The 26,523-nt window shown below is 58.5% G+C and carries 23 protein-coding genes and 4 tRNA genes; 4 read left to right on the forward strand and 23 right to left on the reverse strand.

Annotation, left to right across the window (positions count from 1 at the left end):
- Window positions 1-5 precede the first annotated feature (5 nt).
- From V1T76_RS04775 to V1T76_RS04875, 21 genes are all read right to left on the reverse strand, one after another.
- Window positions 6-299 (reverse strand): 50S ribosomal protein L23, encoded by a 294-nt coding sequence (locus V1T76_RS04775; protein WP_006936452.1) that lies wholly within the window; start codon window positions 297-299, stop codon window positions 6-8.
- Window positions 296-916 carry a 50S ribosomal protein L4 gene (rplD, locus tag V1T76_RS04780; protein WP_330559483.1) on the reverse strand — a complete coding sequence of 207 codons (621 nt, stop codon included), beginning with the start codon at window positions 914-916 and terminating at the stop codon, window positions 296-298. Before rplD ends, V1T76_RS04775 begins: the two co-directional genes overlap by 4 nt.
- The gene (gene rplC, locus V1T76_RS04785) at window positions 916-1,626 is read right to left on the reverse strand and encodes a 50S ribosomal protein L3 (protein ID WP_031268311.1); all 711 of its coding nucleotides are present in this window, start codon (window positions 1,624-1,626) and stop codon (window positions 916-918) included. Before rplC ends, rplD begins: the two co-directional genes overlap by 1 nt.
- 23 nt (window positions 1,627-1,649) lie before the next feature.
- Window positions 1,650-1,958: a 30S ribosomal protein S10 gene (gene rpsJ, locus V1T76_RS04790; protein WP_006936455.1), complete on the reverse strand. Its 309-nt coding sequence runs from the start codon at window positions 1,956-1,958 to the stop codon at window positions 1,650-1,652.
- A 73-nt stretch (window positions 1,959-2,031) separates the two neighbouring features.
- Window positions 2,032-3,222 (reverse strand): elongation factor Tu, encoded by a 1,191-nt coding sequence (tuf, locus tag V1T76_RS04795; protein ID WP_006936456.1) that lies wholly within the window; start codon window positions 3,220-3,222, stop codon window positions 2,032-2,034.
- A 47-nt stretch (window positions 3,223-3,269) separates the two neighbouring features.
- Window positions 3,270-5,345, reverse strand: coding sequence for an elongation factor G (gene fusA / locus V1T76_RS04800; protein ID WP_330559484.1), 2,076 nt, complete (start codon window positions 5,343-5,345; stop codon window positions 3,270-3,272).
- A 24-nt stretch (window positions 5,346-5,369) separates the two neighbouring features.
- Window positions 5,370-5,840, reverse strand: a complete 471-nt coding sequence (gene rpsG, locus V1T76_RS04805; protein WP_330559485.1) for a 30S ribosomal protein S7 — start codon at window positions 5,838-5,840, stop codon at window positions 5,370-5,372.
- Window positions 5,841-5,852: 12 nt separating this feature from the next.
- Window positions 5,853-6,224 carry a 30S ribosomal protein S12 gene (rpsL, locus tag V1T76_RS04810; RefSeq protein ID WP_006936459.1) on the reverse strand — a complete coding sequence of 124 codons (372 nt, stop codon included), beginning with the start codon at window positions 6,222-6,224 and terminating at the stop codon, window positions 5,853-5,855.
- Between the two features lie 690 nt (window positions 6,225-6,914).
- The gene (locus tag V1T76_RS04815) at window positions 6,915-7,208 is read right to left on the reverse strand and encodes a hypothetical protein (protein ID WP_006936461.1); all 294 of its coding nucleotides are present in this window, start codon (window positions 7,206-7,208) and stop codon (window positions 6,915-6,917) included.
- 78 nt (window positions 7,209-7,286) lie between these two features.
- The gene (gene rpoC / locus V1T76_RS04820) at window positions 7,287-11,486 is read right to left on the reverse strand and encodes a DNA-directed RNA polymerase subunit beta' (protein WP_330559486.1); all 4,200 of its coding nucleotides are present in this window, start codon (window positions 11,484-11,486) and stop codon (window positions 7,287-7,289) included.
- Between the two features lie 93 nt (window positions 11,487-11,579).
- Window positions 11,580-15,719, reverse strand: a complete 4,140-nt coding sequence (gene rpoB, locus V1T76_RS04825; protein ID WP_330559487.1) for a DNA-directed RNA polymerase subunit beta — start codon at window positions 15,717-15,719, stop codon at window positions 11,580-11,582.
- A gap of 289 nt (window positions 15,720-16,008) precedes the next feature.
- Entirely contained in the window at window positions 16,009-16,386 is a 378-nt protein-coding gene (gene rplL, locus V1T76_RS04830; RefSeq protein WP_006936464.1) for a 50S ribosomal protein L7/L12, read from the reverse strand.
- 60 nt (window positions 16,387-16,446) lie between these two features.
- Window positions 16,447-16,965 carry a 50S ribosomal protein L10 gene (gene rplJ / locus V1T76_RS04835; RefSeq protein ID WP_330559488.1) on the reverse strand — a complete coding sequence of 173 codons (519 nt, stop codon included), beginning with the start codon at window positions 16,963-16,965 and terminating at the stop codon, window positions 16,447-16,449.
- Window positions 16,966-17,289: 324 nt separating this feature from the next.
- Window positions 17,290-17,988, reverse strand: a complete 699-nt coding sequence (rplA, locus tag V1T76_RS04840) for a 50S ribosomal protein L1 (RefSeq protein ID WP_330559489.1) — start codon at window positions 17,986-17,988, stop codon at window positions 17,290-17,292.
- 4 nt (window positions 17,989-17,992) lie between these two features.
- The gene (rplK, locus tag V1T76_RS04845; protein WP_006936468.1) at window positions 17,993-18,421 is read right to left on the reverse strand and encodes a 50S ribosomal protein L11; all 429 of its coding nucleotides are present in this window, start codon (window positions 18,419-18,421) and stop codon (window positions 17,993-17,995) included.
- 177 nt (window positions 18,422-18,598) lie between these two features.
- Window positions 18,599-19,129 (reverse strand): transcription termination/antitermination protein NusG, encoded by a 531-nt coding sequence (gene nusG / locus V1T76_RS04850; RefSeq protein ID WP_006936469.1) that lies wholly within the window; start codon window positions 19,127-19,129, stop codon window positions 18,599-18,601.
- A gap of 66 nt (window positions 19,130-19,195) precedes the next feature.
- The gene (gene secE / locus V1T76_RS04855) at window positions 19,196-19,393 is read right to left on the reverse strand and encodes a preprotein translocase subunit SecE (RefSeq protein ID WP_006936470.1); all 198 of its coding nucleotides are present in this window, start codon (window positions 19,391-19,393) and stop codon (window positions 19,196-19,198) included.
- Window positions 19,394-19,496: 103 nt separating this feature from the next.
- Window positions 19,497-19,572, reverse strand: a tRNA-Trp gene (locus V1T76_RS04860).
- Between the two features lie 108 nt (window positions 19,573-19,680).
- A complete protein-coding gene (tuf, locus tag V1T76_RS04865) occupies window positions 19,681-20,871 on the reverse strand; it encodes an elongation factor Tu (protein WP_006936456.1) in 1,191 nt (396 codons plus the stop codon).
- A gap of 170 nt (window positions 20,872-21,041) precedes the next feature.
- A tRNA-Gly gene (locus V1T76_RS04870) sits at window positions 21,042-21,115 on the reverse strand.
- 22 nt (window positions 21,116-21,137) lie between these two features.
- A tRNA-Tyr gene (locus V1T76_RS04875) sits at window positions 21,138-21,222 on the reverse strand.
- Window positions 21,223-21,640: 418 nt separating this feature from the next.
- On the opposite strand from V1T76_RS04875, the gene V1T76_RS04880 reads away from it, so the two are divergent.
- From V1T76_RS04880 to V1T76_RS04895, 4 genes are all read left to right on the forward strand, one after another.
- Window positions 21,641-22,171, forward strand: a complete 531-nt coding sequence (locus tag V1T76_RS04880) for a MarR family winged helix-turn-helix transcriptional regulator (protein ID WP_330559490.1) — start codon at window positions 21,641-21,643, stop codon at window positions 22,169-22,171.
- Window positions 22,168-22,671: a PaaI family thioesterase gene (locus V1T76_RS04885; RefSeq protein WP_330559491.1), complete on the forward strand. Its 504-nt coding sequence runs from the start codon at window positions 22,168-22,170 to the stop codon at window positions 22,669-22,671. Before V1T76_RS04880 ends, V1T76_RS04885 begins: the two co-directional genes overlap by 4 nt.
- Before the next feature lie 72 nt (window positions 22,672-22,743).
- Window positions 22,744-23,559, forward strand: a complete 816-nt coding sequence (locus tag V1T76_RS04890) for a TrmH family RNA methyltransferase (protein WP_330559492.1) — start codon at window positions 22,744-22,746, stop codon at window positions 23,557-23,559.
- Window positions 23,560-24,127: 568 nt separating this feature from the next.
- Window positions 24,128-24,203: transfer RNA gene (locus V1T76_RS04895), tRNA-Thr, on the forward strand.
- A 65-nt stretch (window positions 24,204-24,268) separates the two neighbouring features.
- Here V1T76_RS04895 and V1T76_RS04900 read toward each other — a convergent pair.
- Window positions 24,269-25,249, reverse strand: a complete 981-nt coding sequence (locus tag V1T76_RS04900) for a glycosyltransferase family 2 protein (RefSeq protein ID WP_330559493.1) — start codon at window positions 25,247-25,249, stop codon at window positions 24,269-24,271.
- On the reverse strand, window positions 25,246-26,481 hold the full coding sequence (locus tag V1T76_RS04905) for an FAD-dependent oxidoreductase (RefSeq protein ID WP_330559494.1): 1,236 nt from the start codon (window positions 26,479-26,481) through the stop codon (window positions 25,246-25,248). The genes V1T76_RS04900 and V1T76_RS04905 overlap by 4 nt, the downstream gene beginning before the upstream one ends.
- Window positions 26,482-26,523 lie beyond the last annotated feature (42 nt).

Here is a 26,523-nt window from a genome sequence, read left to right on the forward strand (position 1 = left end):
CCGTCTTAGAGCCCGGTGGTCACGTCGATTGCGTGACCTTCCTGCAGCGTTACGACGGCCTTTTTGTAGTCGGACTGCCGGCCGATGCGACCGCGGAAGCGCTTGACCTTGCCCTTGCGGACGAGCGTGTTCACTGCCGTGACCTTTACACCGAACAGTGCTTCGACTGCGGCCTTGATTTCCGGCTTCGTTGCGTCATTGGCAACTTTGAAGACAACCTTGTTCTCTTCGGAAGCCATCGTCGACTTTTCGGTGATCACCGGGCCAACGATTTTGTCGTAGTGAGGAAGTTTGCTCATTTAAAGCGCTCCTCAAGTGCGGACACCGCAGCCTTCGTCAACACCAGGGTGTTGGCACGCAGGATGTCGTAAACGTTGATGCCCTGAACCGGCAGCACATCCAGATGCGGAATGTTGCGGGACGCCAGAGCAAAGTTTGCATCGACCTCGGCGCCGTCAATGATCAGAGCGCTGGTCAGGCCGAGCTTGGAGAGCTGTGCCTTGAGCGCCTTGGTCTTTGCTTCGGCTGCCTTCGCGTCTTCGACAACAACGATGCTGTCTGTCTTGGCTTTCGCCGACAGCGCATGCTTCAGGCCGAGGGCGCGAACCTTCTTCGGCAGGTCATGGCTGTGATCGCGAACGATCGGGCCGAAAGCCTTACCACCACCGCGGAACTGCGGGGCCTTCTTGTTGCCGTGACGTGCGCCGCCGGAGCCCTTCTGGCGAACGAATTTCTTCGTCGTGCCGGAAACTTCCGAACGGCCCAGTGCCTTATGGGTACCTGCCTGGCGCTTGGCCAGCTGCCAACGCACCACACGGTGGATCAAATCGGTGCGCGGCTCGAGACCGAAGATCTCGTCAGACACCGTGATCGAACCGGCCGCCCCACCTTCGAGGGTCTTGACCTGGAGTTCCATCACTCACTCTCCTTCCCGGCGGCCGCAGTCGCTTCGGTTGCTTTGAAAGCACCCGGAACCGGAACGTTTTCCGGCAGCGCCTTTTTGATCGCGTCGCGGACCAGGATCCAGCCGCCCTTGGCGCCCGGAACAGAGCCCTCGACCATGATCAGGCCACGCTCAACATCAGTGCGCACAACCTTGAGGTTCTGCGTGGTCACGCGGGCATCACCCATGTGACCGGCCATTTTCTTGCCCTTGAACACGCGGCCCGGGTCCTGACACTGACCGGTAGAACCGTGCGAACGGTGCGAGATCGAGTTACCGTGCGATGCACGGCCACCACCGAAGTTGTGACGCTTCATGGCACCGGCAAAACCCTTACCGATAGAAGTGCCGGTCACGTCGACAAACTGGCCTTCGACGTAATGGTCAGCGGTCAATTCCGCGCCAACGTCGATCAGGTTTTCCGCGGAAACGCGGAATTCGGCCACGGTCCGCTTCGGCTCGACCTTTGCAACAGCAAAGTGGCCGCGCAGTGCCTTCGGCGTATTCTTTACTTTACGGGTACCCGCACCGAGCTGCAGTGCAGTGTAACCATTTTTTTCGTCAGTCCGGTGGGCTACCACCTGGCAATTTTCCAGCCGCAGAACGGTGACCGGAACATGCTCGCCTGCATCGTTATAGATGCGGGTCATGCCCACTTTCTGAGCGATCACTCCAGAACGCATGGATGTGTCCCCTTCGACCCGGCTTAGAGCTTGATCTCGACGTCGACACCAGCGGCGAGGTCGAGCTTCATCAGCGCGTCCACCGTCTGCGGTGTCGGATCAACGATATCGAGAAGACGCTTATGCGTACGCATCTCGAACTGATCGCGGCTTTTCTTATCGATATGCGGTCCGCGAAGCACCGTGTACTTCTCAATCCGCGTCGGCAGCGGCACGGGACCCCGTACCTGAGCACCGGTCCGCTTGGCCGTATTGACGATCTCCTTGGTGGAGGCGTCGAGAATACGGTGGTCAAACGCCTTCAGGCGGATCCGGATATTCTGACCGTTCATTGTTGTTGTTCCCAATAAGACTGCGGGCCTGCCCGCGTTTCACTTCAAGATCACCGGCAGGCCCGGCTGTCGATTATTCGATGATGGATGCGACGACGCCGGCGCCGACGGTACGGCCACCTTCGCGGATAGCGAAGCGCAGGCCTTCTTCCATGGCGATCGGCACGATCAGCTCAACCTCGACGGAGACGTTGTCGCCCGGCATCACCATTTCCGTGCCTTCCGGCAGGGACACCACACCGGTCACGTCCGTCGTACGGAAGTAGAACTGCGGGCGGTAGTTGGTGAAGAACGGGGTGTGACGACCACCTTCTTCTTTCGTGAGGATGTAAGCCTCGGCCTTGAACTTCGTGTGCGGGGTAACAGTACCCGGCTTGCAAAGAACCTGGCCACGCTCAACGTCTTCACGTGCGATACCGCGGATCAGAGCGCCGATGTTGTCGCCTGCTTCGCCGCTGTCCAGCAGCTTGCGGAACATTTCAACGCCGGTGACCGTGGTCTTCTGCGTGTCCTTGATGCCGACGATTTCGACTTCTTCGCCAACCTTGACGATGCCGCGCTCGACACGACCGGTCACAACCGTACCACGGCCGGAGATCGAGAAGACGTCTTCGATCGGCATCAGGAACGGAAGGTCCTTCGGACGCTCCGGGGTCGGGATGTAGGCGTCGACCTGAGCCATCAGCTCACGGATCGCATCGCGGCCGATGGCCGGATCGCGGTTTTCAACGGCTGCCAGCGCAGAACCCTTGACGATCGGAATGTCGTCGCCCGGGAATTCGTAGGAAGACAGCAGTTCGCGGATTTCCATTTCGACGAGCTCGAGAAGCTCTTCGTCGTCGACCTGGTCAACCTTGTTCATGAACACGACCAGAGCCGGAACACCAACCTGGCGAGCCAGGAGGATGTGTTCGCGGGTCTGCGGCATCGGGCCGTCAGCGGCAGAACACACCAGGATCGCGCCGTCCATCTGCGCTGCACCGGTGATCATGTTCTTGACGTAGTCGGCGTGACCAGGGCAGTCGACGTGAGCGTAGTGACGGTTTTCCGTCTCATACTCAACGTGCGCCGTGGAGATGGTGATGCCGCGAGCCTTTTCTTCAGGCGCGCCGTCGATTTCGTCGTAAGCTTTTGCAGTCGCACCGCCGGTTTCGGCCAGCGTCATGGTGATTGCTGCGGTCAGCGTCGTCTTGCCGTGGTCAACGTGGCCAATCGTGCCAATGTTAACGTGCGGCTTGTTGCGCTCAAATTTTTCTTTCGCCATCGGATTACTCCGTTTCTCTAGTTCTTCTTGACGTTAAGAGGATGGGCTCAGGCGTACTTCGCCTGAACCTCTTCGGCGACAGCCTGCGGCACCTGCTCGTAGTGATCGAACACCATCGAGTACTGTGCGCGGCCCTGAGACATGGAACGCAGGTTGTTCACGTAACCAAACATGTTGGCCAGCGGAACCATTGCGGTGATAACGGTCACGATGCCCCGGTTCTCCGTGCCGGCGATCTGGCCGCGGCGGGAGTTCAAGTCACCAATAACGTCACCCATGTAGTCTTCCGGAGTGACAACCTCGACCTTCATGATCGGCTCGAGCAGTTTCGGGCCTGCCTTGGCAATACCTTCGCGGAAACCGGCACGGCCGGCGATTTCGAAGGCGAGAACCGAGGAGTCAACGTCGTGGTAGGCACCATCGATGAGGGTTGCCTTGATATCGAGCATCGGGAAGCCTGCCAGCGGACCGGAGGACATGACGCTTTCGATACCTTTGGTAACGCCCGGGATGTATTCCTTCGGAACGGAACCACCAACGATCTTGCTTTCGAAGACATAGCCTTCGTTCGGCTCGGCCGGCTCGATGACCAGCTTGATGCGAGCGAACTGACCGGAACCACCGGACTGCTTCTTGTGGGTGTAATCCACTTCAGCAACCTTGGTGATGGTTTCGCGGTAAGCCACCTGCGGCGCACCGATGTTGGCTTCGACCTTGAATTCGCGCTTCATGCGGTCGACGATGATGTCCAGGTGCAATTCGCCCATGCCGGCGATGATGGTCTGACCGGATTCTTCGTCGGTTTTGACGCGGAAGGACGGATCTTCTGCAGCCAGGCGGTTGAGCGCGAGGCCCATCTTTTCCTGGTCGCCTTTGGTCTTCGGCTCGACAGCGATCTCGATGACCGGCTCCGGGAATTCCATGCGCTCCAGGATCACCGGCTTCAGCGGATCACACAGGGTGTCGCCGGTCGTGGTGTCCTTCAGGCCAGCGATAGCAACGATATCGCCTGCATAGGCTACATCGATGTCTTCGCGGGAGTTGGAGTGCATCTGCATCATCCGGCCGACGCGCTCACGCTTGTCTTTCACGGTGTTCAGAAGGGACACGCCCTTGTTCAGAACGCCGGAATAGATGCGGCAGAACGTCAAAGAACCAACAAACGGGTCGTTGGCGATCTTGAACGCCAGCAGGCCAAGCGGCTCTTCATCGGAAGACTTGCGAGTGATTTCGGATTCGGTCTTCGGATCGATACCTTTGATGTCCGGCACTTCGACCGGGCTCGGCAGGTAATCGACAACAGCGTCGAGAAGCGGCTGAACGCCTTTGTTCTTGAACGCGGAACCGCAAAAAACCGGAACGAACTCGGTGCTGATCGTGCCCTTGCGGATGAGCTTCTTGAGCGTCTCAATGGAGGGCTCTTCGCCTTCCAGATAAGCTTCCATGACAGCTTCATCGACTTCGACAACGGTTTCGATCAAAGCGTCGCGAGCTTCCTGAGCGCGGTCTGCAAGATCGGCCGGGATGTCAACAACGTCCCAGGCAGCGCCGAGGTTTTCCGACTGCCAGATCAGAGCCTTCATTTCCAGAAGGTCGATACAGCCAGCGAAGTCGTTTTCTGCGCCAACAGGAAGCTGCATGACCAGCGGAGTAGCGCCGAGGCGATCCTTGATCATCTTGACGCAGCGATCGAAATCGGCGCCCAGCTTGTCCATCTTGTTGACGAAGATCATCCGCGGGACGTGATACTTGTCGGCCTGACGCCAAACAGTTTCCGTCTGCGGCTCAACGCCAGCGTTTGCGTCCAGAAGGGCGACGGCACCGTCGAGCACGCGCAGGGAGCGTTCAACTTCAATGGTGAAGTCAACGTGGCCCGGGGTGTCGATGATGTTCAGGCGCTTTTCTTTCCAGAAAGCGGTGGTCGCAGCAGAGGTGATCGTGATGCCACGCTCCTGCTCCTGCTCCATCCAGTCCATGGTGGCTGCGCCGTCATGAACTTCGCCGATCTTGTGGCTCTTACCAGTGTAGAAGAGGATCCGCTCGGTCGTGGTGGTCTTGCCAGCATCGATGTGAGCCATGATGCCGAAGTTGCGGTAGTCCTCGATTTTATGCGTGCGCGCCATTGCGTCAGCCCTTCGAAGTCCAGATTACCAGCGATAGTGCGAGAATGCGCGGTTGGCGTCTGCCATCCGGTGCGTGTCTTCGCGCTTCTTGACTGCGGTACCACGGTTGTTTGCTGCATCGAGCAGCTCGCCGGAAAGACGGTCAACCATCGTGGTTTCGTTGCGATTGCGAGCCGCAGTGATCAGCCAGCGAATTGCCAGCGCCTGACGGCGGTCGGCACGAACCTCGACCGGAACCTGGTAGGTCGCACCACCAACACGGCGGGAACGAACTTCCACTTGCGGCATGACGTTCTCAAGAGCTGCGTGGAACACTTCGATCGGGTTCTCGCGGGTCTTGTTTTCGACGACGTCGAAAGCACCGTAGACGATGCGTTCTGCAGTCGACTTCTTACCGTCGTACATGATGGAGTTCATGAACTTCGTGACGACGATATCCCCGAATTTCGGATCCGGGTTAATTTCGCGTTTTTCAGCGCGGTGACGACGGGACATCTGATGTGCTCCTTACTTCGGCCGCTTCGCGCCGTACTTCGAACGGCGCTGCTTACGATCCTTGACGCCCTGGGTATCGAGCACACCACGGATGATGTGGTAGCGCACACCCGGCAAATCCTTTACGCGGCCGCCGCGGATCATCACCACCGAGTGTTCCTGAAGGTTGTGACCTTCACCCGGGATGTAGCCAATGACTTCGAAGCCGTTGGTCAGGCGGATCTTGGCCACCTTACGCAGAGCCGAGTTCGGCTTCTTCGGCGTCGTCGTGTAAACGCGGGTGCAAACACCACGCTTCTGGGGGCAGGCCTCCATGGCCGGCACCTTGTTCCGCTTCGGCGGATCTTTCCGCGGCTTGCGGATCAACTGGTTGATGGTCGGCATTCTTTGCCCTTTACCTTGTCCATCCAAAAATTCGTATGCAACTGCAGTCCCCCGCTGACTTTGAGGCCTTTCCGGCTTGACCCGTAAAGACATGCAAAATCGCGCCCGCGCGCTCAGTGAAGAGCGGCAGGCGCTGCGAAAAACCAGAGGACCACGAGTTGCCCCGCGGTCATGCAATCGACGCGTATTCGCCTATATAGCCCGGCAGCGTTTAAGAGGACTGGGTCCTGCGCCTTGGTGGCGCTGGACGGGTTCACACTTACCGCCTGCCCTTGGGATGCGCGGAAACTACTCATATGCACCCATTGCGTCAAGTGCTTTGTCGAAAAAACAGCGTTTGTGCGGGTTTCAGCTTAGCCATCTGAATTTCCGAAACGAATTCCGCCACTTATCGGCGTAATCCGATCTTTTTCTGCCGAATTTTGGTAATTTTGTTGCGTGACTCGATTCCGCAAACCGGCGGAATTCTGAATCAAGTCTGACTGGAATGAGTCAAATCGGGTCACTTGATCCCATGTTCCCGTTTTGCCTGGCACTTTAGCCCGTTGATTCACCGGCTGATTCCAGACACGCCCACCAGGAAGGCGGCCGGGATTCGCATGCCGCCTCCCCCCCCCTCACCTCCGCTATGCGTCAAACGCACGGCAGGTATTTCGCGGGCAGACTAGAGACCAGGCGCTTTTCTGCGGGTCAGGCCGTGAACGTCACGATGGCAACGTTCCCGGAAAGAGCATCCTGATAGGCCCCTTCGTAAACCGGGTCGTCCGGTTCACCATCCATCACACCGATCTGATCGAGTTCGGCTTCCGCAAAGCCCTGGGCAGAAAGAGCCTCAAGCGTCTTGCGGACCGCATCGTCATCATCGGGCGCAGTCAGCAGCGCGTGAATGGTGATGGCATCGTCCGGCAAAGCCTCTTCGTTTTCCCAGACCCTGCCGATGACGATGTAGACCACCGGATCCAGTTCAAGTTCATTGTCGTTCATAAGATCAGGCCTCTTTTGCCTCATTATACAAGAAAGGCCGCCCGAAGGCGGCCTTTCGATAGCTATACGGCAAACCGGTTATTCGGCTGCGCCGGTCATATCTTCCAGAAGGCCTTCCGCTGCGCTGTCCGAAGACTGCTGACGCTGTGCTTCCTGGATCAGGTCGTCGCGATGTGTCGCGATCTGACGGATCCGCTTCATCACCCCACCGGTACCGGCCGGGATCAGACGACCCACGATGACGTTCTCCTTGAGGCCGACCAGCGGGTCGGTCTTGCCGTTGACGGCCGCGTCGGTAAGAACGCGCGTCGTCTCCTGGAAGGAGGCGGCGGAGAAGAACGACCGCGTCTGCAGCGACGCCTTGGTGATGCCGAGCAGAACCGGCGTCCCCTTGGCAGGATCGCGTGCATTGTCGATCGCCCGGCGGTTGGCTTCCTCGAAGTCGATCTTGTCGATCTGTTCGCCTGCGAAGAACTCCGTGTCGCCCGGATCGGTGATTTCGACCTTCTGCAGCATCTGGCGGACAATCACTTCAATGTGCTTGTCGTTGATGGTCACGCCCTGCAGACGGTAGACTTCCTGGATTTCGTTGACGAGGTAAGCCGCCAGGGCCTCAACGCCTTTAACGGCCAGGATGTCGTGCGGAGCCGGGTTACCGTCGAGAATGTACTCACCCTTTTCGATGGCGTCGCCTTCCTGAAGATGGAAGTGCTTGCCTTTCGGGATGAGGTATTCGACGGGCTCGACACCTTCTTCCGCCGGCTCGATGATGACACGGCGCTTGTTCTTGTAGTCGCGGCCGAAGCGGATCGTACCATCGATTTCGGCGATGATCGCATGATCCTTCGGACGGCGAGCTTCGAACAGTTCCGCAACACGCGGCAGACCACCGGTGATGTCCTTGGTCTTGGCGCTTTCCAGCGGGATACGAGCCAGAACGTCACCAGCCTTTACCGAAGCCCCCGGCTGGACGGAGAGAACCGCGTCCACGGAAAGCATCAGGCGGGCATCAGACCCACGGTCAGTCTTGGAAATGCTGCCTTTTTCGTCCTTGATGACGATAGCCGGCTTCAGATCCTGACCACGCTGGGAAGAGCGCCAGTCAATGACGACACGCTTGGTGATACCGGTTGCCTCGTCGGCCGTTTCCTGAACGGACGCACCATCAACCAGATCCTCGAAGTCCACGATACCGTCGACTTCTGCAAGCATCGGACGGGTATACGGATCCCATTCGGCAATCCGCTGACCGCGCTTGACCGCATCGCCCTCATCGACATGCAGCTTCGAACCATAGGCCACACGATGCACGGCACGTTCGTTGCCGTCGCTGTCGATGACAACGATGGACATGTTGCGCACCATGGCGATCAGGTTGCCGTCGCTGTCGCGATTGACAGACCGGTTCCGGATCTTGACCGTGCCGTCGACGTTGGACTCGATGAACGAGCTGTCGACCACCTGTGCGGTACCACCGATGTGGAAGGTACGCATGGTCAGCTGCGTGCCCGGCTCACCGATGGACTGTGCGGCGATGACACCGACAGCTTCACCCATGTTCACGGGCGTACCGCGAGCAAGGTCACGGCCGTAGCAGGTTGCACACACGCCGGTCTCGGTTTCACAGGTCAGAACCGAACGGATCTTGATCTGCTGAACCTTGGCTGCCTCGATGGCATCAACGTCCTTCTCGTCGATCAGCGTGCCCTTGGGGACAAGCAGTTCGCCGGTCTGGTTGTTGTAGACATCTTCCGCGGTCGTACGGCCCAGAACGCGCATGCCGAGCGAGGCGATGACGTTACCGGCATCGACGATCGGTGCAACGGTGATGCCGCGCGTGGATCCGCAATCCGGTTCCAGGATAATGGAGTCCTGGGCAACGTCCACCAGACGGCGGGTCAGGTAACCGGAGTTCGCGGTCTTCAGAGCGGTATCGGCCAGACCCTTACGGGCACCGTGAGTGGAGTTGAAGTACTCCAGAACCGACAGGCCTTCCTTGAAGTTCGAGATGATCGGGTTCTCGATGATGGAACCGTCCGGCTTGGCCATAAGGCCACGCATGCCGGCCAGCTGCTTCATCTGCTGGGGCGAACCACGGGCACCGGAGTGGGACATCATGTAAACCGAGTTCATCGGCTTCTGGCGTCCGGTCTCCTCATCGATCTGGACCGCCTTGATGCGAGCCATCATCTCGTCAGCGATCTTGTCGGTACATTTCGCCCAGGCGTCGACAACCTTGTTGTACTTTTCGCCCTGGGTGATCAGACCGTCGTTGTACTGCTGCTCGTATTCGGTTGCGAGCGACGAAGTCTCGGCCACCAGCTTCTGCTTGGTATCCGGGATGACCATGTCGTCCATGCCGAAGGAGATGCCGGCGTTACAGGCGTTCTTGAAGCCAAGCTGCATGATCCGGTCACAGAAGATAACCGTCTCCTTCTGACCGCAGGCACGGTAAACCGTGTCGATCATCTTGGAGATGTCCTTCTTGGTCATCAGCTTGTTGCAGACCTCGAACGGCACTTCGTGGTGCTTCGGCAGAAGCTCCGCGATAAGCATGCGGCCCGGAGTGGTCTCGTTGATCTCGGAGGTCTCGTTTCCATCGGCATCGATGGAGCGGAAACGGCCCTTGATCTTGGTGTGCAGCGTGATGACCTTGTTGGCAAGCGCGTGGTGGATCTCACCCGTGTTGCCGAAGACCATGCCTTCGCCCGGCTCACCTTCTGCCATGATGGACAGATAGTAGAGACCCAGAACGATATCCTGCGACGGAACGATGATCGGGCCACCGTTTGCCGGGTGCAGAATGTTGTTGGTCGACATCATCAGCGTACGTGCTTCGAGCTGGGCTTCCAGCGAAAGCGGCACGTGAACAGCCATCTGGTCACCGTCGAAGTCGGCGTTGAAGGCCGAGCAGACGAGCGGGTGCAGCTGGATGGCCTTGCCTTCGATCAGGGTCGGTTCGAATGCCTGAATGCCAAGACGGTGCAGCGTCGGCGCGCGGTTCAGCAGAACCGGGTGCTCACGGATGACTTCGTCGAGGATGTCCCAGACTTCCGGACGTTCCTTTTCAACCAGCTTCTTGGCCTGCTTGACGGTCGAGGAGAACCCCTTGGCGTCGAGGCGCGAATAGATGAACGGCTTGAACAGCTCAAGCGCCATCTTCTTCGGCAAGCCGCACTGGTGCAGCTTCAGTTCCGGACCCACGGTAATAACCGAACGGCCGGAATAGTCGACGCGTTTGCCGAGCAGGTTCTGACGGAACCGGCCCTGCTTGCCCTTCAGCATGTCGGACAGCGACTTCAGCGGACGCTTGTTGGCGCCGGTGATGACGCGGCCACGGCGGCCGTTGTCGAACAGGGCGTCAACGGATTCCTGAAGCATGCGCTTTTCGTTCCGGATGATGATATCCGGAGCACGCAGTTCCATGAGACGGCGCAGACGGTTGTTGCGGTTGATCACGCGCCGATAGAGATCGTTCAGATCGGACGTCGCGAACCGGCCGCCGTCGAGCGGAACCAGCGGACGCAGATCCGGCGGGATCACCGGAACGACGGTCATGATCATCCATTCCGGGCGGTTGCCCGATTCCATGAATGCTTCGATGACCTTCAGACGCTTGGCAAGCTTCTTCGGCTTCAGTTCGGTGGTCGCCTCGGCGATCTCCTGACGCAGCTTCTCGCTCTCACGCTCCAGATCCATGCTCATCAGGATCTCGCGGATCGCTTCAGCACCGATCATCGCGGTGAAGGCATCTTCGCCATACTCGTCCTGAGCGGCGATGAAGTCTTCTTCCGACAGAAGCTGGTGCTGCTTGAGCGGGGTCAGGCCCGGCTCGAGAACCACATAGTTCTCGAAATACAGAACCCGTTCCAGATCCTTCAGCGTCATGTCGAGCAGAAGGCCGATACGGCTCGGCAGAGACTTCAGGAACCAGATGTGCGCGACAGGCGCAGCCAGTTCGATGTGGCCCATGCGTTCACGGCGAACCCGCGACAGGGTGACTTCAACGCCACACTTTTCGCAGATAACGCCTTTGTATTTCATGCGCTTATATTTGCCGCAAAGACATTCGTAGTCCTTGATCGGGCCAAAGATACGCGCGCAGAACAGACCGTCGCGTTCAGGCTTGAACGTACGGTAGTTGATGGTCTCCGGCTTTTTGATTTCGCCGAAAGACCAGGACAAGATCTTTTCCGGGCTCGCAAGCGAAATCCGGATATTGTCGAAGGTCTGTGCGGGAGCCTGCTGATTGAACAGGTTCATGACCTCATGATTCATGATCCATCTCCTTCGATGCGCGGTGGGGGGAGCGAGCTCTTGCGCCCCTCCCCGCAACCGGCATTCCAAGTCATTTGTGGTCCGTTGGCGGGGTTATTCTGCGGCGTCCGCAGTTTCTTCCTCGCCGATCACGGGGACATCGGTTCGTTGCAGTTCAACGTTGAGACCCAGGGACCGCATTTCCTTCACAAGCACGTTGAAGCTTTCCGGAATGCCCGCCTCGAAGGTGTCGTCACCGCGAACGATGGCCTCATAGACCTTCGTACGACCGGCGACGTCATCCGATTTGACGGTAAGCATTTCCTGCAGCGTGTAGGCCGCACCGTAAGCTTCAAGCGCCCAGACCTCCATTTCCCCGAAGCGCTGGCCACCGAACTGTGCCTTACCACCGAGCGGCTGCTGGGTGACGAGCGAGTACGGGCCAATCGAACGGGCATGGATCTTGTCGTCGACCAGGTGGTGGAGCTTCAGCATGTAGATGTAGCCCACGGTCACCTTGCGGTCGAACTCTTCACCGGTCCGGCCATCGTACAAAACGGACTGGCCGCTCGGATCATAGCCGGCGATGTTGAGCGCCTCGACGACATCGGGTTCACGAGCACCATCGAAGACCGGCGTCGCGATGCTGACGCCTTTCTTCAGCTGCTCTGCCAGGCGTACGATACCTTCGTCATCGTATTCCTTGACGTTGTCGCCCTTCATGTTGTCGCCGTAGATCTCGACGATCTTGCCGCGCAGTTGCTCGATCTCGCCCGACTTCCTGTACTCATCGTACATTTCGCCGATCCGGTTACCCATGCCGCGGCAGGCCCAACCCAGGTGGGTTTCAAGGATCTGACCGACGTTCATGCGCGACGGAACGCCGAGCGGGTTCAAAACGATATCGACATGCGTGCCGTCTTCCAGGAAAGGCATGTCTTCGCACGGGTTGATCTTGGAGACCACGCCCTTGTTGCCGTGACGGCCAGCCATCTTGTCGCCCGGCTGAAGCTTGCGCTTCACGGCAACGAAAACCTTGACCATCTTCATGACGCCCGGCGGCAGTTCGTCACCGCGCTGCAGTTTCTCGACCTTGTCGATGAAACGCTGCTCGAGACGCTTGCGGCTGTCGTCATACTGACCGCGCAGAGCTTCGATTTCGGACATGAACTTCTCATCATCGGTGGCGAACTGCCACCACTGCGAGCGCGGGAAGTCGTTGAGAACGTCCCCGGTCAGTACTGTGTCCTTCTTGAAGCCCTTCGGGCCGGCAATGGCGGTCTTGTCCATCAGCATCTCGGCCAGACGGCCATAGACGTTGCGGTCGAGGATCGCCTGTTCGTCGTCGCGGTCTTTTGCAAGACGCTCGATTTCCTCACGCTCGATCGCCATCGCGCGTTCGTCTTTTTCAACGCCGTGGCGGTTGAAGACGCGCACTTCGACAACGGTACCCGAAACCCCCGGCGGCAGACGCAGGGAGGTGTCGCGAACGTCGGACGCCTTTTCACCGAAGATGGCGCGCAGAAGCTTTTCTTCCGGCGTCATCGGGCTTTCGCCCTTCGGCGTGATCTTGCCGACCAGGATATCGCCCGGGTTCAGTTCGGCACCGATGTAGACGATACCGGCTTCATCGAGGTTCTTCAGCGCTTCTTCCGAAACGTTCGGAATGTCGCGCGTGATTTCTTCCGGTCCAAGCTTGGTGTCGCGCGCCATCACTTCGAATTCCTCGAGGTGGATGGAGGTGAACACGTCGTCGGAGACGATCCGTTCGGACAGGAGGATGGAATCCTCGAAGTTGTAGCCGTTCCAGGGCATGAACGCGACGAGCACGTTCCGGCCGAGCGCCAGATCGCCAAGATCGGTCGACGGACCGTCGGCGATGATGTCGCCCTTGTGGATCCGGTCACCGACACGCACCAGCGGACGCTGGTTGATGCAGGTGTTCTGGTTGGACCGCTGGAACTTCTGCAGACGGTAGATGTCGACACCGGACTTGCCCGGATCGAGGTCTTCGGTCGCGCGGATAACGATACGGGTCGCATCCACCTGATCGACGACACCTCCGCGGCGAGCACCGATGGCGGCACCGGAATCGCGGGCCACGATCGGCTCCATGCCGGTACCGACGAACGGTGCCTCGGCACGAACCAGTGGAACAGCCTGACGCTGCATGTTCGAGCCCATCAGAGCGCGGTTGGCGTCATCGTTCTCCAGGAACGGGATGAGCGCGGCCGCGACGGACACGAGCTGCTTCGGCGAAACGTCCATGAGGTCGACCTTGTCGGACGGAACCATCATGTTTTCACCGGCGTGACGACAGGTGATCAGCTCTTCCGTGAACCGGCCTTCGTCGTCATAGACGGCGTTGGACTGCGCCACGTAGTGCTTGGCTTCTTCCATGGCAGAAAGATAGACGACTTCGTTGGTAACGGTGCCGTCTTTTACCTTCCGGTACGGGCTTTCGATGAAGCCGTACTTGTTCACACGGGCAAAGGTCGCCAGCGAGTTGATCAGACCGATGTTCGGGCCTTCCGGCGTTTCAATCGGGCAGATACGGCCATAGTGCGTCGGGTGAACATCGCGGACTTCAAAGCCTGCGCGTTCGCGGGTCAGACCGCCCGGCCCAAGAGCCGAAAGGCGGCGCTTGTGGGTGACTTCCGACAGCGGGTTGGTCTGGTCCATGAACTGAGACAGCTGCGAGGAGCCGAAGAATTCACGAACGGCAGCGGCTGCCGGCTTCGCGTTGATCAGATCCTGCGGCATGACCGTGTCGATTTCGACCGAGCTCATGCGTTCCTTGATCGCGCGTTCCATACGCAGAAGTCCGACGCGGTACTGATTTTCCATCAGCTCGCCGACAGAACGAACACGGCGGTTGCCGAGGTTGTCGATGTCGTCGATTTCGCCCTTGCCGTCACGCAGTTCCAGAAGAACGCGGATGACTTCAAGAATGTCGTCCTTGCGCAGCGTACGGACGGTGTCTTCGCACTCAACGTCGAGACGCATGTTCATCTTCACGCGGCCAACGGCGGACAGATCATAACGCTCTTCATCGAAGAAGAGCGACTGGAACATCGCTTCGGCAGTGTCGATGGTGGGCGGCTCGCCCGGACGCATCACGCGGTAGATGTCGAACAGCGCATCCTCACGAGATTCGTTCTTGTCGACCGACAGCGTGTTGCGGATGTAAGGACCGGTATTGACGTGATCGATGTCGAGCATCGTCAGATCGTGGTAGCCGCGATCGACCAGCTCTTCCAGCAGCTTGCCGGAAATTTCGTCGCCTGCTTCGGCATAGATCTCGCCGCTCTTCATGTCGACGATGTCTTCAGCCAGATACTGGCCATGAAGGTCTTCGTCGGTGACTTTCAGAGCAGTGACGCCCTTTTCCTCGAGCTGCTTGATGGTGCGCTGGGTGATCTTGCGGCCACCTTCGATCACCACTTCACCGCTGTCGGCGTCGATCAGGTCGTAGGACGCCTTGGTGCCCTTCAACCGGGCGCCATCGAACGGCATACGCCAGGACCCATCCTTCTGACGGGTGTAATCGATGCGCTTGTAGAACGTGTTGAGGATTTCCTCACCATCGAGGCCAAGCGCCATCAGCAGGGACGTGACCGGGATCTTGCGGCGGCGGTCGATACGCGCATGCACGATGTCCTTGGCGTCGAACTCAATGTCGAGCCAGGAACCGCGATACGGGATCACGCGGGCTGCGAACAGCAGCTTGCCGGAAGAATGGGTCTTGCCCTTGTCATGGTCGAAGAACACACCAGGAGAACGGTGCATCTGGGAAACGATGACGCGCTCGGTGCCGTTGACGATGAAGGTGCCGTTGTCGGTCATGAACGGCATGTCGCCCATGTAGACATCCTGTTCCTTGATGTCTTTGACGGACTTCGCACCGGTATCTTCATCAACGTCGAATACGATCAGGCGCAGGGTGACCTTCAGCGGTGCTGCAAAGGTCATGTCGCGCTGGCGGCACTCATCGACGTCGTATTTTGGAGCTTCAAATTCGTAGGAAACAAATTCCAGAAGGGAAGTGCCCGCAAAATCGGAGATCGGAAATACGGACTGGAAGACCGCTTCAAGGCCTTCATTCTTGCGGCCACCGCCCGGCATCTCATCGACCTGCAGAAACTGGTCATAGGATGCTTTTTGAACCTCGATGAGATTAGGCATAGCCGCGACATCGCGGATCGATCCGAAATATTTACGGACCTTTTTGCGACCGTTGAACGTTTGGGTCATTGTCGCTCCTCGTATCGGCCGGGTAACGGCTTCCCGAAACGCCCCTTTTCCAATCGGGCGAGCGCCCGGGCGCTTCGGAAAACCGTCCCCCCTGGATCAACCTGCTTCAGGTGCCCTCACCTGAAACCAGACAAGTTGACCGGTCTTAGGGGCCTAGAACATCTTGGTCTGCCGTCTTGCGAAAGCAGGATGCCCTAGTGGTACGTTTGCCCCGGAAACGGGAAAATCCCGCCGGGGCTAGTAACGGTCCCGGTTACCCGGGACCGTTCAAAAGGCCGTAAGGCCTTTATTACTTCAGCTCGACAGATGCGCCAGCTTCTTCGAGCTTCTTCTTCAGCTCTTCTGCTTCGTCTTTGCCAACGCCTTCCTTGACCGGCTTCGGAGCGCCTTCGACGAGCTCCTTAGCTTCTTTCAGGCCAAGACCGGTGATTGCGCGGACTTCCTTGATGACGTTGATTTTCTTGTCGCCGGCAGAAGCCAGGATCACGTCAAATTCGGTCTTTTCTTCAGCAGCAGCTGCATCGCCACCACCAGCAGCAACGGCAGCAACTGCGACCGGAGCAGCAGCAGAAACGCCCCACTTTTCTTCCAGAAGCTTGCTGAGTTCAGCAGCTTCCATCACGGTCAGTGCGGACAGTTCGTCAACGAGCTTTTCAAGATCAGCCATTTTTCAGTACCTTAAGTTCGAACCAGTTTTGGTTACGTGAGACAGTGTGTTTTGGACGCCTTATGCGGCCTCGTCCTTCTTGGCGTAAGCGCCGAAGACGCGGGCAAGCTGCCCGGCCGGAGCATTGACAACCTGTGCAATCCGGGAAGCCGGGGTCTGGATCATGCCAACCAGTTTCGCACGCAGCTCATCGAGCGACGGCATGGTTGCCAGAGACTTGACCCCATCCGGGTTCAGGTTGGTCGAGCCAAGAGCACCACCAAGGATTTCAAACTTATCGTTTGCCTTGGCGAAATCGACGGCTGCTTTCGGAGCGGCTACCGGATCGTCGGAATGGACGATAACGGTCGGGCCCTGAAACAGGTCGGAGATGTGCTCAAGGTCGGTGCCTTGAAGGGCGAGTTTGACAAGGCGGTTTTTTGCGACTTTTACAGTGCCGCCGGCTTCGCGCACGGACGACCGCAATGCGGTCATCTGAGCTACCGAAAGGCCTGCATAGTGCGCGACGACGACAACACCGGTGTTACCCAGCTCGGCGTTGAGGGCCGACACGAACTCGTGCTTTTCCGCTCTTTCCACTTGCCTTCTCCATTTGGCGGCTGTGACGCCGCCGGTTTACCTTGCCGCCTGGCGGTTGGTCCCGAACCCGGAACCGCCTCTCCTGGCGACGCTCAGGGTCCTGTCCCCTCACCTGCGCGCCCTGAGGCGCCCGGCAAGGTCTGGTTCGAACCAGGTTTGCCACCGGATCGGTGGTAAAATCGGTTCTCACCCATCTATGCAGGCCTTGTTCGGCTTAAGCCGGTTTCCCGGCACCTGCAGTCTCGGACAGGGCAACCCGGCAGCAAGCCGCCGGGTCTATTCGGCCTTTCAGCCGAAATATCGTATCAATCCGGAAAGTCCGGATTATTCGCCAGCAACAGTGGCGAGGTCGACCTTTACGCCCGGGCCCATCGTGGAGGACACGGCAATGCGCTTCAGGTAGGTGCCTTTTGCGCCGGACGGCTTGGCCTTCTGGACGGCGTCCAGCAGAGCCTTGACGTTTTCGGTGATCGCTTCTTCGGAGAAGGACACCTTGCCGACGCCGGCATGAACGATACCGGCCTTTTCGACGCGGAACTGAACAGCACCACCCTTGGCATCGTTGACGGCGGACTTAACGTCCGGGGTCACGGTACCGACTTTCGGGTTCGGCATCAGGCCGCGCGGGCCCAGAACCTTGCCGAGACGGCCGACGAGCGGCATCATGTCCGGAGTTGCAATGCAGCGATCGAAGTCGATCTTGCCGCCCTGAACTTCCTGAACCAGCTCTTCAGCACCGACGATATCGGCACCAGCTGCCTTGGCTTCCTCGGCCTTGTCGCCACGTGCGAACACGGCAACACGAACGGTCTTGCCGGTGCCGTTCGGCAGGATGCACACGCCGCGGACCATCTGGTCTGCATGGCGCGGGTCAACACCGAGATTGATCGCAACTTCAACGGTTTCGTCGAACTTGGTCTTGGAACGGTCCTTCACGAGGCCGATGGCTTCGTTCAGGGAATACAGCTTGTTGCGGTCGATACCTTCACGCGCTGATTTGATACGCTTTCCAACCTTCGCCATGATCTTACTCCGTTACCTCGAGGCCCATGGACCGGGCGGAGCCTTCGACCATCAGCATCGCTGCTTCGACGTCGTTGGCGTTCAGGTCCTTCATCTTGGCTTCGGCGATTTCCTTCACCTGAGCCTTGGTCACAGAACCAACCGTGCCACGGCCCGGGGTCTGGGAACCCTTCTGCAGCTTCGCAGCTTTCTTCAGGAAGAAGCTGACCGGAGCCGTCTTCACTTCGAACGTGAAGGACTTGTCGGAGTAGTAAGTAATCACGGTCGGGCACGGAGCGCCCTTTTCAGCATCCTGCGTAGCGGCATTGAACGCCTTGCAGAATTCCATGATGTTCAGACCACGCTGGCCGAGCGCCGGACCAATGGGCGGCGACGGAGTAGCGGAACCTGCCGGCACCTGAAGTTTCAGGAAACCTTCAATTTTTTTCGCCATGTTTCTCTCCAGTCATACACAGCCGGATGGCTCTCCGGCTGCTTGGGAGTTGGTGGTCCGGCTCTTTTGCGGAACCCGGCGAAGAGCTCCAGAACCTTCCACCCTTTCATCCCGGAAACCGCATCCTACCGGACACCACAACCGGGCTCTCAAGCCACCCCTCGGGGCAGCAAACGATCAGAGCTTGTCGACCTGACCGAATTCCAGTTCCACCGGCGTCGCGCGGCCGAAGATGGACACAGCCACCTTGAGACGTGCGCGCTCGTCGTCGACTTCCTCGACAAGGCCGGAGAAGGACGCAAACGGGCCATCGGAAACACGCACCTGCTCGCCAACCTCGAAGGTGACGGACGGCTTCGGCCGGTCAACGCCCTCCTGAACCTGGTTGATGATGCGCATTGCTTCTTTTTCCGGGATCGGCATCGGCTTTTGATCCGCGCCCAGGAACCCGGTTACCTTCGGCGTATCCTTGATCAGGTGGAACGCCTCGTTGGTCATTTCCATCTTCACCAGGACATAACCCGGGAAGAACTTGCGCTCGGCGTCGACCTTGCGGCCACGGCGCACTTCAACGACCTTTTCCATCGGAACGAGAATTTCCTCGAACAGATCGGACAAACCCTTCTGCTCGGCCTTTTCGCGAATGGACTCGGCGACCTTCTTCTCGAAATTGGAGTAGGCGTGCACAATGTACCAGCGCTTGGCCATGGATCTCAGTTCCGTTTCTTGTTCTTTGTCTTCAAACCGGACAATCGCCCGGGCGGCTGCCTGAAATTAACCGCCGACACCCAGAAGATAGCCGATCCCGAAGCCCATCAACTGATCTGCCACGAGAAAAAAGATTGCAGCAATCACGACCATGATGAAGACCATCACGGTGGTTACCGCCGTTTCCTTGCGCGTCGGCCAAGTGACCTTGGACGTTTCCGCACGTACTTCCTGGATGAATTTAAAGGGATTGGTCTTCGCCATTCCGATTCCGGTCTGTTAAATACGAGTGGGCGCGCGAAAAACTTCGCGCGCCTCACTCGAGGAAACTCTTTAAGCCCTCGAGGCTGATTAATCAAGAGCAAATTGGCAGGGGCAGCAGGGTTCGAACCCGCGACCTACGGTTTTGGAGACCGTCGCTCTACCAGCTGAGCTATACCCCTTCAGAAGTCCGCCTGGACGAACTTGCTCCTGATACCCTCTGAAGCCACACATCGCAAGACTTAAGAGGTGGTCCTGCCGGGCACAAGGCCCGGCAGGCCGATTTCATCTTATTCGATGATGGATGCGACGACGCCGGCGCCGACGGTACGGCCACCTTCGCGGATAGCGAAGCGCAGGCCTTCTTCCATGGCGATCGGCACGATCAGCTCAACCTCGACGGAGACGTTGTCGCCCGGCATCACCATTTCCGTGCCTTCCGGCAGGGACACCACACCGGTCACGTCCGTCGTACGGAAGTAGAACTGCGGGCGGTAGTTGGTGAAGAACGGGGTGTGACGACCACCTTCTTCTTTCGTGAGGATGTAAGCCTCGGCCTTGAACTTCGTGTGCGGGGTAACAGTACCCGGCTTGCAAAGAACCTGGCCACGCTCAACGTCTTCACGTGCGATACCGCGGATCAGAGCGCCGATGTTGTCGCCTGCTTCGCCGCTGTCCAGCAGCTTGCGGAACATTTCAACGCCGGTGACCGTGGTCTTCTGCGTGTCCTTGATGCCGACGATTTCGACTTCTTCGCCAACCTTGACGATGCCGCGCTCGACACGACCGGTCACAACCGTACCACGGCCGGAGATCGAGAAGACGTCTTCGATCGGCATCAGGAACGGAAGGTCCTTCGGACGCTCCGGGGTCGGGATGTAGGCGTCGACCTGAGCCATCAGCTCACGGATCGCATCGCGGCCGATGGCCGGATCGCGGTTTTCAACGGCTGCCAGCGCAGAACCCTTGACGATCGGAATGTCGTCGCCCGGGAATTCGTAGGAAGACAGCAGTTCGCGGATTTCCATTTCGACGAGCTCGAGAAGCTCTTCGTCGTCGACCTGGTCAACCTTGTTCATGAACACGACCAGAGCCGGAACACCAACCTGGCGAGCCAGGAGGATGTGTTCGCGGGTCTGCGGCATCGGGCCGTCAGCGGCAGAACACACCAGGATCGCGCCGTCCATCTGCGCTGCACCGGTGATCATGTTCTTGACGTAGTCGGCGTGACCAGGGCAGTCGACGTGAGCGTAGTGACGGTTTTCCGTCTCATACTCAACGTGCGCCGTGGAGATGGTGATGCCGCGAGCCTTTTCTTCAGGCGCGCCGTCGATTTCGTCGTAAGCTTTTGCAGTCGCACCGCCGGTTTCGGCCAGCGTCATGGTGATTGCTGCGGTCAGCGTCGTCTTGCCGTGGTCAACGTGGCCAATCGTGCCAATGTTAACGTGCGGCTTGTTGCGCTCAAATTTTTCCTTCGCCATCGGCGTCGCTCTCTGTCCAATACTCGGTTCGGTCGAATTAGGTCGAGGCGGGACGCGTTCCGGCGCCTTGGACAGATCCACGAGCGACGAATTGCTTCCCGTTGAACTTCTTGTCAGGATTTCCGGGCGAAAGAGCCTTCCGTTCCGGACACTCCGATCAGCACCCATGATGGAGCGGGTGAAGGGAATCGAACCCTCGTCGTCAGCTTGGAAGGCTGCTGCTCTACCATTGAGCTACACCCGCACAACGAGAGAACCAGAAACGATGGTGGAGGAGGTTGGATTCGAACCAACGTAGGCATAGCCAACGGATTTACAGTCCGTCCCCTTTAGCCACTCGGGCACTCCTCCATCTCGTCCTGCTTCACGCCGAAGCGATCAGGATGGCTTACCGAAGAGCCCGCCCGGAAGGGGCGAGCAATCCCGTGGCGCGTGTTATGCAGATAGGGCCCCGCCCTGTCAACGCCGATTTTGCAAAGAAATGAACAAAATCAGCAGGACGCGCGAAACAGACGCTTCGAACGTGAGCGATTGCCAAGGCTGACGGCACCACCAGATTGCCGCAGCACGGCTGCGATGTCACGGTTCCCCTGCGTTCTGCTCAAAATCCGGCATCATTCGACCCCAGCCTGTGGACAACTTTCATCAACGCGCTCGTTCCTTTGACGAGGCCATTTGTGCCAATGCCTGCACCTGCTGCCCTTTTGAAAATCCTGTCGGATACGACTGCACCCTTGAGCAGATTCTTTGGTTGTTGTATCTACAACAAATGTCCTCTTCTCTCAAAGATATCGACTTCCAGCACATGGGCCGAACCTGCCTCGGTCACGCTGCCCGGCGCACCGCCAATCTTCTGACCCGTCATTATAATAGGCATATGGCAGAGCTTGGCCTTGAACTGACCCAGGCCCAGCTTCTGGCTGCCATAGCTGACGGGTCTGCAAGTTCGGCGGCAGAGATCGCACGTTTTCTCGGCATTGACCGATCAACGCTGGCCCGAAACCTCAAGCCTCTCGAAGCTGCTGGCCTCGTATGCCGGCAAGACGGAAACGGCCGAAAGGTTCTTCCAGTGCTGACACCACTGGGCGAGGCAAAGGTGATTGAGATCCACCGCACCTGGCTCAAGGCGCAAGAAGCGGTCAGCACATTGCTTGGTCCGGATGGCGCTGATGCCGTTCGCACCCAGATGTCCACGTTGCGCAAGGCGGTTCACATTCTGGAAAGCCAGGAAAAACCTACCGAAGACACTCCCTCCCAATCAGACCACGACGAGACCTCCCTTTCAGGACACCAATCATGAGCGATCCCCAGACGCTGACCGAAAACGGCAAGACCCACACCCTTGGCGCGCTTCCAAAGGCAGCCTTTGCCACCCTGTCAGGTTTGGACATCTTCGAACGGATGATGGCGGGTGACCTGCCAGCTCCACCGATCATGGTTCACTCCAATATAAGAATGAAGGAATTTGCCGAGGGCCGGGCCGTCTTCACAGGTCTGCCGGCACGCGAGTTCCTGAACCCGCTCGGGACAGTGCATGGTGGCTGGATATCGACGCTGATCGACACGGCGCTGAGCTGCGCGGTTCACACCACCCTGAAACCGGGTGAATTCTACACGACCACGACGCTCAATGTGAACATGGTCCGTCCGCTGCTTGAAACGAGCGGCGAAGTGATCTGCGAAGGCAGGATCGTTCATCGCGGGTCCCGTCTGGCGACCTCCGAAGGCGACCTGCGAGATGCTGCAGGCAAGCTGATCGCCCACGGCACCGTCAGCTGCATGATCCTGAAGCCCTCTTGAACCATCGGTGAAGGAACAGCCCCGCTGTCTTTCCCTCTTTTCCTTAAGTGGAAATCCCGGTAGAGCTGCGCCATGAGTGACGACAAGAAACCTTCGCGCCCAGCCGGCAAGCCGGGCTTTCGCGGCAACAAGAAATTCGGCGGCAAACCAGCGCCGCGGCGGCCGGGGCTGCCACCGGAAGGTCCGGTGCTGCTTTATGGCCTGCATACGGTGGAAGCGGCCTTTGCCAACAAGGATCGCAAGCGGCTGAAACTGTTCGCGACGGACAACGCACTTCGCCGTCTTGAAGAGCGCGGTGTGAAGATCGATGTCCCTGTCGAATCCATGATGCCCCGCGCCCTGGACCGGATGGTGACCAAGGATGCCGTTCATCAGGGCATGATTCTGGAAGCCGACCCCCTGCCCGCCTATGGCGCCGAGCATCTGAAGGGTGCCCGGCTGGTGTTGGCGCTTGACCAGGTGACCGACCCACACAATGTCGGCGCTATCCTGCGCTCGGCTGTCGCGCTCGATGCCGATGCGGTGGTAACGACCGAACGCCATGCACCGGAAGAAGGCTCCGTTCTGGCGAAATCCGCTTCCGGTGCGCTCGACATGATCAAACATGTCCGGGTGAAAAACATGGCCCGCTTCGTCGCCGAAATGAAGGACGAAGGCTTTTCCTGCATTGCTTTGGACAGCGATGGCCCGGCGAGCCTTGAAGAAACACCGTTCAGCGACAGGGCCGTTCTGGTGCTTGGGTCGGAAGGCAAGGGCGTGCGTCAGGGTGTGCGCGAGGCCTGCGGGCTGACGGCCCGGCTCGACATGCCCGGCGAGATTCGCTCGCTCAATGTTTCCAATGCCGCCGTTCTGTCACTCTATGTGGCGCGGATGAAGATGGGGCTGTAAGGCCCCTCTCCTTTCTAGAAAGTATGTCTGATGCGCTCGCCCCGCGCAGCATTTGCGTAGGAGCTGCCAGTTTACTGCCCGGCATTGCCCGCGACCAGGTCAAGCAAGCCATTGGAACGGGAAGCTGCCATTCCAGGCTCATGCCGAAAAACCCCGTCCAGCTCGACGGACCACAGCGCCTGCCAGCGGAACCGGCACTCAGGCCGGCCTCGCCCCTTTCACGGGCAGAAAACTGCATTCAGCTTCTAAAGTGCCACACCAGCGCTTTGCCAGAAGACCCGGAAAAGACTCCAACCTTCAAAAATACGGCCAATGACGACCCGCGGAAGTGAAGCGTTTGTCTTTCGTGTCCCAGCTGCTGGAAAATGCAGAACAGCCTGCGGATTCGAGCCGACGTGGTGCCAGGGCGTGCGAAGGCATATCACGCACCAGGAGCCACACTATCCACAGCAGCCACCGGGTTTTCGAAATAAATTGAGAGGTTTAGGGGATTTTCCGGAATCAGAATCGAAAAATGCAGATCAGGGCATGGACAAGCGCGCCCAATCTGGTAGAAGCCATTCCCGGCGCCGGTATAGCTCAGCTGGTAGAGCACGTGATTTGTAATCTCGGGGTCGCGGGTTCGAATCCTGCTGCCGGCACCATTTTTCCCAAACCAGTTGGTATTTCTACTGCGCAGCTTGCTGCGGCCTCCGCGCCGTCAGGTGCTTCAGACCAAGCGGTGCATGTATCTGCGCCACGTGTTGCAACCGCCCTGCCCTTGCAGCAGTGAACGCCATAGCGCCGTCTTCATCCGGTCTCGCCGAAGATCTTGTTCACTCTGGCTCCAAGTCGCGTCGAACGCGCTGCTGACGGCCAATGGTCTCACCCCACTATCTCTGGAAAATGCCCGCTTGCAGGCAAGGTCGCCTATGGCTTCGCGCTGTGTCTCACCTACCATGGACCTCGCCGCATAGATTGCCATCTGTAGGCAATAGCGCATCCAGGCCAATGCAAGGGTTCTGGCCGGGGTTTCCAGCCAGCCCAGATGTGTGTTGCCGCTGTGGTAGAGCTTCTTGTAGAGAGGCCGGTCGAGATAAAGCATATCTCCCTGGATCGCCTGGCGCATGATCCAGGTACTGTCGGCGAACATATTGTCGAACCGGTTTCCGGGAACGGTCAGATCACTCAGGTTTGCCGGTGTCCGGTTGACCGCACGAAAACTCACGCCTGCATAGCTCATCCCGAACACCTGGCTGACCCGTTCCGCCAGATCTCCGATCACGTTTTTACTGCGGATGATGTGTTCATCCGGCCTGCCAACGGTCTGGATTGCGGTACAGGCACTTCCAGCCGCAGGTGTCTTTTCAAGGAGATCCACAAGCGCGGCGTAATAGTCCGGCTCAATCGTGTCGTCCTGTGGCAGGATGGCAAAATATGGCGTCTTCACCCTTCTGATCAGCCAGTTGGCGTTTTCCACCCAACCGAGGCGACCCGGCTGATGGTGGATACGGACATTGGCCACACGACGAAACCGCTCGAAGCTTTCCCGCTCAAATCCGCCGTCATTGGAGATGACAACCCGAAAATCACGAAATGTCTGGGCCTGGACCGACGTAAGCACGCGCTCCAGAAAGTCCTGCGGGCGATAAGCCGGAATGCAGATCGTCAGCAGTGGCCGCTTGCCCGGCCAGATCGTAGAAAACGTCATGAGGCGATGACTTGATGAGCTCGGCTCGCAGGCGCCAGAGCGTTTGCCGCTTCAAGCGCGAACATTGGCGCGGTCGTGTATTTGCCGGTATCGAGGCTGCAATATCCCTTGGCCAAATGATCCGGGCCAATCCTGCTGCGCTTATGCAGATCGCTGACGCGATCATCGATATCGCTTGCGCCTCTGGCATCAATAATTCCGCCAATCAGCGACGGATTATCTATCGCAGGCACCTGCAGGAACTGTCCGATCTTCGGATAGTAGGCTGCGAGTGCCGCAACAGAGCTGCGAACGATCTCAGCCTTCCGGGACGACGTAAGTTCCGGGACTTTCAGCAACAGTTCCGGCGTGTTGGCAAGCATCATTACCGGATACCAGGAAAGATACACCCGGCCACCGTCATAACGTACCACGTCTCCGTATCGCCCCAACATGAGCGTGACATTCGCAAGATCTTCGACAACATCCGGCAACAGCACCGCCATCTTGTAGCGCAAGAACCAGGAGGCATCATCGGAAAAACCGCTGGCATGATCCAGAAATCGGCGCTGCTCCCAGGCGGCGTTAAGCACTCGGTCAAATGGGCCGTCAGCGCCATGTCCACCAACCACCTGCCAACCGGAGCGGCTTGCATTGAAACGGGACACCCTGTGGTTTGCCCGGAAGTCGATAAACGGGTGTGCCAGCACCGCGGATCGAAGTGCAGCAGCAATGATGTGGGTGTCAACGGATCGTTCCGGTGTCACGAAGGCAGCTTCGATCTTGCCGGCCTCTGATCCATAAGGATGTGACGTCATGCGACGGAAGGCAGGCAAGTCCACCTCGCCGAGATAATCGGTATTTGGGGCGGCTAGCCGCTCTCGGAGAATTTCCTGAACCTGTTTGAAGTGCTGTTCCACGGCGCTCGCGGAAAGCTGGGACCCTTCAGGAATGGCATAATCGAATGGTTGCGTCACGGAAGAGGCAAAATGGTCTTCCGACATCCACCGGCATATGATGGACCGGAATAGAAGGGCACCGTCGATCATCCGCCGGGCCGTCAGTCCAGACGTGTCACCACCATATACGAACCCGAGGTGTATCTTGCCTTCGTTGACAAGCGAAGCTGCAGTAAGCGGTTCTGCCCCGGCATCGTAAAGCACGATGCGATTTCCCCGTTCCGCAAGTTCCAGAGCTGCGATCGAGCCGGCTATACCGGCCCCCACAATCGCAATGTCGCGGCAGGATTTCATTCAAGAACAACCGAAATCATGTTTCCCCACGCCGGTTCCGGA

Source organism: Roseibium sp. FZY0029 (assembly GCF_036350355.1).
Classification (GTDB): Bacteria; Pseudomonadota; Alphaproteobacteria; order Rhizobiales; family Stappiaceae; genus Roseibium.

Bases quoted from the DNA above. Each gene is read 5' to 3' on its own strand.
- V1T76_RS04900 (WP_330559493.1), bottom strand. From the start codon at position 25,249: ATGACGTTTTCTACGATCTGGCCGGGCAAGCGGCCACTGCTGACGATC.
- rpsL (WP_006936459.1), bottom strand. From the start codon at position 6,224: ATGCCGACCATCAACCAGTTGATCCGCAAGCCGCGGAAAGATCCGCCG.
- rpoB (WP_330559487.1), bottom strand. From the start codon at position 15,719: ATGACCCAAACGTTCAACGGTCGCAAAAAGGTCCGTAAATATTTCGGA.
- fusA (WP_330559484.1), bottom strand. From the start codon at position 5,345: ATGGCGCGCACGCATAAAATCGAGGACTACCGCAACTTCGGCATCATG.
- V1T76_RS04885 (WP_330559491.1), top strand. From the start codon at position 22,168: ATGAGCGATCCCCAGACGCTGACCGAAAACGGCAAGACCCACACCCTT.
- rplC (WP_031268311.1), bottom strand. From the start codon at position 1,626: ATGCGTTCTGGAGTGATCGCTCAGAAAGTGGGCATGACCCGCATCTAT.
- V1T76_RS04890 (WP_330559492.1), top strand. From the start codon at position 22,744: ATGAGTGACGACAAGAAACCTTCGCGCCCAGCCGGCAAGCCGGGCTTT.
- V1T76_RS04775 (WP_006936452.1), bottom strand. From the start codon at position 299: ATGAGCAAACTTCCTCACTACGACAAAATCGTTGGCCCGGTGATCACC.
- rplL (WP_006936464.1), bottom strand. From the start codon at position 16,386: ATGGCTGATCTTGAAAAGCTCGTTGACGAACTGTCCGCACTGACCGTG.
- V1T76_RS04815 (WP_006936461.1), bottom strand. From the start codon at position 7,208: ATGAACGACAATGAACTTGAACTGGATCCGGTGGTCTACATCGTCATC.
- rpoC (WP_330559486.1), bottom strand. From the start codon at position 11,486: ATGAATCATGAGGTCATGAACCTGTTCAATCAGCAGGCTCCCGCACAG.
- secE (WP_006936470.1), bottom strand. From the start codon at position 19,393: ATGGCGAAGACCAATCCCTTTAAATTCATCCAGGAAGTACGTGCGGAA.
- rpsJ (WP_006936455.1), bottom strand. From the start codon at position 1,958: ATGAACGGTCAGAATATCCGGATCCGCCTGAAGGCGTTTGACCACCGT.
- tuf (WP_006936456.1), bottom strand. From the start codon at position 3,222: ATGGCGAAAGAAAAATTTGAGCGCAACAAGCCGCACGTTAACATTGGC.
- nusG (WP_006936469.1), bottom strand. From the start codon at position 19,129: ATGGCCAAGCGCTGGTACATTGTGCACGCCTACTCCAATTTCGAGAAG.
- rplK (WP_006936468.1), bottom strand. From the start codon at position 18,421: ATGGCGAAAAAAATTGAAGGTTTCCTGAAACTTCAGGTGCCGGCAGGT.
- V1T76_RS04880 (WP_330559490.1), top strand. From the start codon at position 21,641: ATGTCCTCTTCTCTCAAAGATATCGACTTCCAGCACATGGGCCGAACC.
- rpsG (WP_330559485.1), bottom strand. From the start codon at position 5,840: ATGTCCCGTCGTCACCGCGCTGAAAAACGCGAAATTAACCCGGATCCG.
- V1T76_RS04905 (WP_330559494.1), bottom strand. From the start codon at position 26,481: ATGAAATCCTGCCGCGACATTGCGATTGTGGGGGCCGGTATAGCCGGC.
- rplD (WP_330559483.1), bottom strand. From the start codon at position 916: ATGGAACTCCAGGTCAAGACCCTCGAAGGTGGGGCGGCCGGTTCGATC.
- tuf (WP_006936456.1), bottom strand. From the start codon at position 20,871: ATGGCGAAGGAAAAATTTGAGCGCAACAAGCCGCACGTTAACATTGGC.
- rplA (WP_330559489.1), bottom strand. From the start codon at position 17,988: ATGGCGAAGGTTGGAAAGCGTATCAAATCAGCGCGTGAAGGTATCGAC.